Below are 7,126 nucleotides of genomic sequence, written 5' to 3'. Positions count from 1 at the left end.
CTCTAGCAAAACAAAACCCCCTTGAACTCATTAGAAGTTCAGGGGGATTTTGTTGGAAAAGTTAGCCACTCGTGAATCAGGTCGTTGTGCAAAACACGCTCTTAACCACGAGTCATCAACTGTTCAAGACTGGGTCTTCAGGGGTTAGGGTGATAAGGAAAATTTATGGCGGATTACATCCGTTGCTGTAGGGGCATAACCCACCCCTACCCCTCCTGGGAGGGGTAGGGGTGGGTTATGCCCCTACGGCAAGGGGTATAATCTGCCATAAATTTTTCTTATCACCATGAACCCTGAAGACCCATTTTAAAACACTTGATTGACCTATATTTTGCCATGAAAATTGCCTATTTAACTGAATTTAACCTCAATGAATTTAATCCTAAAACCCTGCCCCGCAACAAACTGGGTCATGGACAAAAATGTAAATCCATCTTCGATGCCCTCAGCCACCATCACAGCGTCATCTCTGTCCATAACCTCGACAAACACCGGGAACAGACCGCCCTATTTCCCAAACTCAAACGTCGCTATCATAAACTTCGGCAAAACACCTATCTTTCCTGGACAGAACCTCAATTTAACCGAGACTATGGGCGACAACTGCAACGCCAATGCGATCGCATCAACCCCGATCTCATCTTAACCTCAGATAGTAACCTTATCGCCTATCTAAACACCTCCAAACCCACCGCCCTTTGGACCGATACCCCCTACGCCGGCCTAATTGACTTCTATCCCGGCTATCAACATCTTTGCCCAACCAGTCGCCGCCAATTATATGACCTGGATAAACGAGCCTTTCATCGCTGTCAAGGTCTCTTTTTTGCCTCCCAATGGGCTGCCGATATTGCCCAACAGACCTATCAGCTTCCTCAACAAAACATTAACGTTATTCCCTTTGGGGCGAATCTCTCAACCATTCCGAGTTCCAGTCAAGTTGACCATTGGCTGCGATCGCGGCCCAACTCACCCTGTAAACTACTCTTTATCGGCGTCGATTGGCAACGTAAAGGAGGAGACATCGCCCTCGCTGTCGCCCAACATCTCAATCAACGGGGGTATCCCACCGAACTCACCCTCGTCGGTAGCCAACCGCCGAGTTCCCCACCCTCTTTTGTCCATTGTGCCGGCTTTCTCAACCGTCAACAGCCCCAAGACGCCGCAATTCTTGACCAACTCTTAGCCCAATCTCACTTTCTCCTACTTCCCGCCCAAGCCGAATGTTACGGCCATGTTCTCTGCGAAGCCAACGCCTTCGGGGTTCCGGTTCTCGCCCGAGATGTGGGAGGAATCGCCACCATCATCCGTCAGGACGTGAATGGGCAACGATTCACCGCTACAGCATCGATTTCTGAATCCATTTCTGACTATTGTGACTATATTGAGGCGGTTTTCAACCAAAGACAGTATCAACAATTGGCCCAATCTGCCCGCCAAGAGTTTGAAAGCCGCCTCAACTGGGAGGTGGCGGCTACCAGCCTGGCCCATACCCTGGAAGGGTGGGTTTGATGGCAAAATGGTTCAACACTGTCTGAATTAGGATTTTTCCATGACCATGCTTGCACGTTTGCAAAACCCGCTTCGTCGCGGCCAAGCCCTGAAAATTATTACCGGATTAACCAACTTTAACCGCGACTCCGTGGCCCGAACCGTCAAAGCCGCCCATATCGGCGGGGCCACCTTCCTCGATATCGCCGCTGATGCGGAGTTGGTTCGTCTCGCCAAGTCCTTGACAAATTTACCAATCTGTGTATCGGCTGTTGACCCCAACCAATTCCTCGAACCCGTCGCCGCTGGGGCGAATTTGATTGAAATTGGTAACTTTGATGCCTTCTACGCCCAAGGTCGTCGTTTTGAGGCCCCCGAAGTCTTGGAACTGACGCGGGCCACTCGGGCCTTACTCCCCGAGATAACCCTCTCGGTGACCGTTCCCCATATCTTGGCTTTAGATGAACAGGTGCGTCTCGCTGAAGCCTTAGTTGAGGCTGGGGCAGATCTGATTCAAACGGAAGGGGGAACCAGTAGCCAACCCCGTCATGGCGGAACCCTGGGCTTAATTGAAAAAGCGGCCCCCACCTTAGCTGCCGCCGCTGAAATTTCTCGGGCTGTCTCGGTGCCGGTTCTCTGTGCGTCGGGAATTTCCAATGTCACGGCACCCCTGGCTATTGCGGCCGGGGCCGCCGGTGTCGGCGTGGGTTCTGCTGTCAATCGCCTCGACAGTGAGATTGAGGCCATCGCCGCTGTTCGCGGCCTCGTCGAAGCCCTCCAAGGCGCGAACCACCCCAGTTTACGAGTCTAAACGGCGAGAACTTTGGCCCCTCGGGAGGTTGGCCCCGGAACCTCAGGGCCAGCTAACCTTTAGGAAACGCCGACAGATTCGGCGTTTCCTGAGTTTTATTAAAATTTTTTATCCACAAGATTACTGAGCGTTATCAGGCGCGATCGCCCCCTTGGTGGGGGATTGCCCCAGTGAATACTTCAACCCATGATCCCGAATCACGAGCCTGGGCAAAATTTAGCCCTCAAAATAGATCGCCAAAGTGTGAAATATATCTTAAGATTGGTGTATTCGATGGGCTAGTTCACGAGAGGCTAGCTACAAAAAGCAAAATTTAACAGGAAAAAGGAGAACTTTTATGGCATTAGTCCCCATGCGTCTGCTGCTCGACCACGCAGCGGAAAACGGTTACGGTATCCCCGCATACAACGTCAATAATATGGAGCAGATCCTGGCAATCATGGAGGCGGCTAACGAAACCAACAGCCCCGTGATTCTTCAGGCGTCTCGCGGCGCACGTAAGTATGCCGGTGAAAACTTCCTCCGTCACTTGGTGATGGCGGCCGTCGAAACCTATCCCCATATCCCCATCGTGATGCACCAAGATCACGGTAATGGCCCCGCCACCTGCTACTCGGCCATCCGTAATGGCTTCACCAGCGTCATGATGGATGGTTCCTTGGAAGAGGATGCCAAAACCCCCGCTAGCTTTGAGTACAACGTCAACGTCAGCAAAACTGTGGTTGACGTGGCTCACTCCGTCGGCGTCAGCGTTGAAGGTGAACTCGGTTGCCTCGGTTCCCTCGAAACCGGTAAAGGTGACAAAGAAGATGGCCACGGTGCAGAGGGAACTCTGACTCGTGAACAACTCCTCACCGATCCCGATGAAGCGGTGGAATTCGTTGAGCGGACTCAAGTCGATGCCCTCGCGGTTGCCATCGGTACCAGCCACGGTGCCTACAAATTCACCCGCAAACCCACCGGTGAAATCTTGGCCATCAGCCGCATCGAAGAAATCCACAGCCGTCTCCCCAACACCCACTTGGTGATGCACGGTTCCTCTTCGGTTCCCCAAGAATGGTTGGATATGATCAACCAGTACGGCGGTGCTATCCCCGAAACCTACGGTGTGCCTCTCGAAGAAATTCAAAAAGGCATCAAGAGCGGTGTTCGCAAAGTGAACATCGACACCGATAACCGTTTGGCGATTACCGCTGCTATTCGTGAAGCGGCTGCGAAAGATCCCTCCAACTTCGATCCCCGCCACTTCATGAAGCCCTCGATCAAGTACATGAAACAAGTCTGTGCTAAACGCTATGATGCGTTCGGTACGGCTGGCAACGCCACCAAAATTAAACAAATTCCTCTCGATGAATTTGCGGCGAAATATGCCAGTGGTGAATTGGCTGCGAAAACTAAGTCTGCCGTTTCTGCCTAGTTTCAGCGAGTTTCACGGAATTGCTGGTTGAGCTAGCAATTCTAACTAAATCATCAAAGGGTAGTACAATCGTGCTACCCTTTTTTGCTGTGGAGGCGAAGCGGCTCTCGGCTTGACAGGGTTAGCCGTTAAATAGTATAAAGTCTCAATAAGCAGAGCTAAATCTTGGTTAATCGTCGGAGTCAATCCAAGGCTGGGTTAGGGGGTTTGAGGCGGCTAGGTTCGTTATCTGGAGAGAAATCCGGTGACTGTCGCCCTGAAACCGCTCGCTCTCGACTCGACGACTAATTACAATTATTTCTAGTTTTGCTCGCCTCAATCTCTCGTAATTCCGCGCACGATCGCCCCCCTATGACTGATACAATTCTCCAGCTTGATGGCTTGACCAAGCATTATCCCCAAACAGCCGTTCCCGCCGTGGATACGGTGAATTTATCCTTGAAAAAAGGGCAAATTCTCTCTCTCTTGGGGCCATCGGGCTGTGGTAAAACCACCCTATTGCGCTTGATTGCCGGCTTTGAACGGCCCAATAACGGTCAGATTATCTTAGAACAGCGGGCGATCGCCGGCCAGGGGCGCTGGGTTCCCCCAGAAAAACGCAATCTGGGCATGGTATTTCAAGAATACGCCCTATTTCCCCATCTCAATGTGGCTGATAACATTGCCTTTGGCCTCAAGAAACGGCAACTTAAAGCCAGTGACATTCAACAGCGGGTAGCCGAGGCCCTGAGTCTCGTCGAACTCGATGGACTGGGGAATCGCTACCCCCACCAGCTTTCCGGGGGCCAACGACAACGGGTGGCTTTGGCCCGGGCCATCGCCCCTCGGCCGGTGTTGATGCTTCTCGATGAACCCCTGAGTAACCTCGATGTGCGGGTGCGCCTCTATTTACGCCACGAGATTCGCGCCATTCTCAAGAAAACGGATATGACAGCCGTGTTTGTCACCCATGACTGCGAAGAAGCCATGTCCATCTCCGATGTGGTGGGGGTGATGCGTCAAGGGCGCTTAGAACAACTCGATACCCCAGAAGCCATTTATCGCGAACCCGCCTCGCGCTTTGTGGCTGAGTTTGTCACTCAAGCCAATTTCTTGCAGGCCCGCCGTTCCGGGAGTCAGTGGGAAACAGAACTGGGGCGCTTTTCTGTCGCGGCCACGGGAGAAGTCTCGGGGGATGTGGGAGATGTGATGATTCGCGAAGAGGATCTCAGGGTGCAGCCCGATGACTCGGGAGCGGTTCAGGTCCGCGATCGCCAATTCTTGGGCCGAGAACATCGCTATTGTCTGCAAATGCCCTCGGGCCACTGTGTTCACGCTCGCAGTCATGACGTTCTGAGCTTACCCGTTGGCGCACGGGTTAACGTCCAGATTCCCGATGATGCGGCCCGGGTGTTTCCGCCGGCCCATCGCCAATTGACCTCCTCGGCAAAATAACCCCTAAACTATGGGGAATGGCTCGGGGACTGCGATCGCGCGATCGCAGTCGTTCCACCCCCTGAACTAGCAATTGCGTTGAGCCACCCCCATCTAACATCATCACCCCATCAGCCCCCAAAGCCCGCAACACCCGCGCCGCTCGCAGTTGGGTGGCGGCGGGAGAATTGAAAATCCAGAGGGTTTCTGAGGTTCCGTCTTGGTTGCGATCGCCCACGCCGATGAAGGTACGCCCCACGGCCCGTTTAATGCCCTTATCAGCCCATTCGTCGAGGCCCACGAGGAGATGGGGAATCGGTGAAAACAGGGGATTCTCAGGATACCCGACTTCGGGAAACGGCAAAATCTGGGCTTGCTGGCCGTCAATGAGCAACATTTTCTTTTCTCCGGGATATTCCCCTAATCCCGCATAACCGCCACTGTAGATAATCCCGTCAGCCTTGAGGGGAAATGCCAGTTGTAGGGGCTGAGAGCCAAAAAACTGACCATTGGTGACGGAAAAGGCGCGATCGCCCCAACGCTCCTCTAAATCCTGCCAATGCACCTGTATGGGTTGCGGCTCAATGGAGACACTGACCCCAGTATCATACTGGGGGACGTTGCCCGACTCGTCAGCCCCCTGGCCCCAATCTTGCACATGACGGGGATCAAACAATTGCAGAGACACCCCCGCCGTTAAATCCAACTCCTGCACCCAATCGACGCCATTGCCATAAAGCCGGACTCCCGCTTCCTGGCGGACGACCTTAAACTTATAGGGGGGATCGGTTGACAAGGGAGTGGTTGCCAAAACTGTCCCGGTGAGGGCGAGAGCGATGAAAGCTGTCAATTGGGGTCTCTTTGTTTTACTGTGGTGAGAGGCACAGCCCCTTGAGGTTGTCCTGATCCGTTCCGAATCTCTCGATTGTAGGAGAGTTGTTTTGAAATACGCAACGCGGCCGAGTCCCTCGTCTGAGTCCCTTCCCTCCAGCATGGTTGACGACATTCCCGAAGCATTACGCGATCGCCCCCTAGACCGCCCCACAGCGACCCCTAGCCCAACGCCAACAGCGGCGGGGAGTCCCCTGCTTGTCTTAGTCGCCACGATGGCAAGCATCGCCCTCGGGGGACTGGGGTGGTATCTGTGGCAATCTCCGGGCCAAGTGGCCCAGACGGCCCCCTCAACCCCCGAAAACAGTACCGCGTCTGAGAATAATAACGAGGGTAGCGAGTCCAACAACCCGGATCTGTTGGGACATCTTCCCTACGAGGAAGCCGCCCCCGAGGATCTCAAAAGCATTGTTTCCGATAACACGATTAAACTACGTGCGGCGGCGGCAGATGCCTATTTAGAGATGGAAGGGGCGGCCCGGGCCGATGGGGTTTGGTTGATGCCTCTCTCGGGATTTCGCTCGGTTGAAGACCAAGAATATCTCTTTTTTGAGATTAAAGCCCAACGGGGACAAGTTCCCGCACAACGGGCTGAAGTGAGCGCCCCTCCGGGACATAGTGAACATCATACCGGCTATGCGATCGACATTGGCGATGCCGATGTTCCGGCCACTCACCTCTCAGAGAATTTTGAGAATACCGCCGCCTTTAAGTGGTTGCAAGAGAATGCCGCTTACTATAGTTTTGAGTTATCGTTTCCACAAGATAATCCTCAAAATATTGCCTATGAACCTTGGCATTGGCGCTTTGTCGGCGATCGCCAGAGTTTAGAAACCTTCTATAAAGCCCGAGAACTCTTTGAGGATGGGGAAAACGAGGAGTTGAATTAAGCAATAATGGGTCTTCTGGATCTACGGTGGTATTTGTTACATAACATACAAAATTGTAGGGGCGAAAAATCCCCTCCTGGGAGGGGTAGGGGTGGGTTCCCCACATAACATACAAAATTGTAGGGGCGAAAAATCCCCTCCTGGGAGGGGTAGGGGTGGGTTCCCCTACAGTAACGGGTGTAATCTGCCATAAATTTTCTTATCACCCTAAAC

Annotated in this window: 6 protein-coding genes; 5 read left to right on the top strand and 1 reads right to left on the bottom strand. The window is 53.2% G+C overall.

Features of this window, described 5'->3' with window-relative positions:
- Positions 1-336: 336 nt before the first annotated feature.
- From R6U67_RS05265 to R6U67_RS05250, 4 genes are all read left to right on the top strand, one after another.
- Positions 337-1,512 carry a glycosyltransferase family 4 protein gene (locus tag R6U67_RS05265; protein ID WP_410251573.1) on the top strand — a complete coding sequence of 392 codons (1,176 nt, stop codon included), beginning with the start codon at positions 337-339 and terminating at the stop codon, positions 1,510-1,512.
- A 40-nt stretch (positions 1,513-1,552) separates the two neighbouring features.
- The gene (locus R6U67_RS05260) at positions 1,553-2,302 is read left to right on the top strand and encodes a DUF561 domain-containing protein (RefSeq protein ID WP_410251572.1); all 750 of its coding nucleotides are present in this window, start codon (positions 1,553-1,555) and stop codon (positions 2,300-2,302) included.
- Between the two features lie 337 nt (positions 2,303-2,639).
- The gene (fba, locus tag R6U67_RS05255) at positions 2,640-3,719 is read left to right on the top strand and encodes a class II fructose-bisphosphate aldolase (RefSeq protein ID WP_410251571.1); all 1,080 of its coding nucleotides are present in this window, start codon (positions 2,640-2,642) and stop codon (positions 3,717-3,719) included.
- Positions 3,720-4,070: 351 nt separating this feature from the next.
- Positions 4,071-5,153 (top strand): ABC transporter ATP-binding protein, encoded by a 1,083-nt coding sequence (locus R6U67_RS05250; protein WP_410251570.1) that lies wholly within the window; start codon positions 4,071-4,073, stop codon positions 5,151-5,153.
- Here the strand turns inward: R6U67_RS05250 and R6U67_RS05245 are convergent.
- Complete coding sequence (locus tag R6U67_RS05245) at positions 5,077-5,928, bottom strand: phosphodiester glycosidase family protein (protein ID WP_410251569.1); 852 nt, start codon at positions 5,926-5,928, stop codon at positions 5,077-5,079. The two genes, R6U67_RS05250 and R6U67_RS05245, sit on opposite strands and share 77 nt — an antisense overlap.
- 196 nt (positions 5,929-6,124) lie before the next feature.
- On the opposite strand from R6U67_RS05245, the gene R6U67_RS05240 reads away from it, so the two are divergent.
- On the top strand, positions 6,125-6,913 hold the full coding sequence (locus tag R6U67_RS05240; protein ID WP_410251574.1) for a D-alanyl-D-alanine carboxypeptidase family protein: 789 nt from the start codon (positions 6,125-6,127) through the stop codon (positions 6,911-6,913).
- The last annotated feature ends 213 nt before the right edge of the window (positions 6,914-7,126 follow it).

Source organism: Sodalinema sp., assembly GCF_046483825.1.
GTDB lineage: Bacteria > Cyanobacteriota > Cyanobacteriia > Cyanobacteriales > Geitlerinemataceae > Sodalinema.
This window is presented reverse-complemented; position numbering and strand designations above follow the sequence as displayed.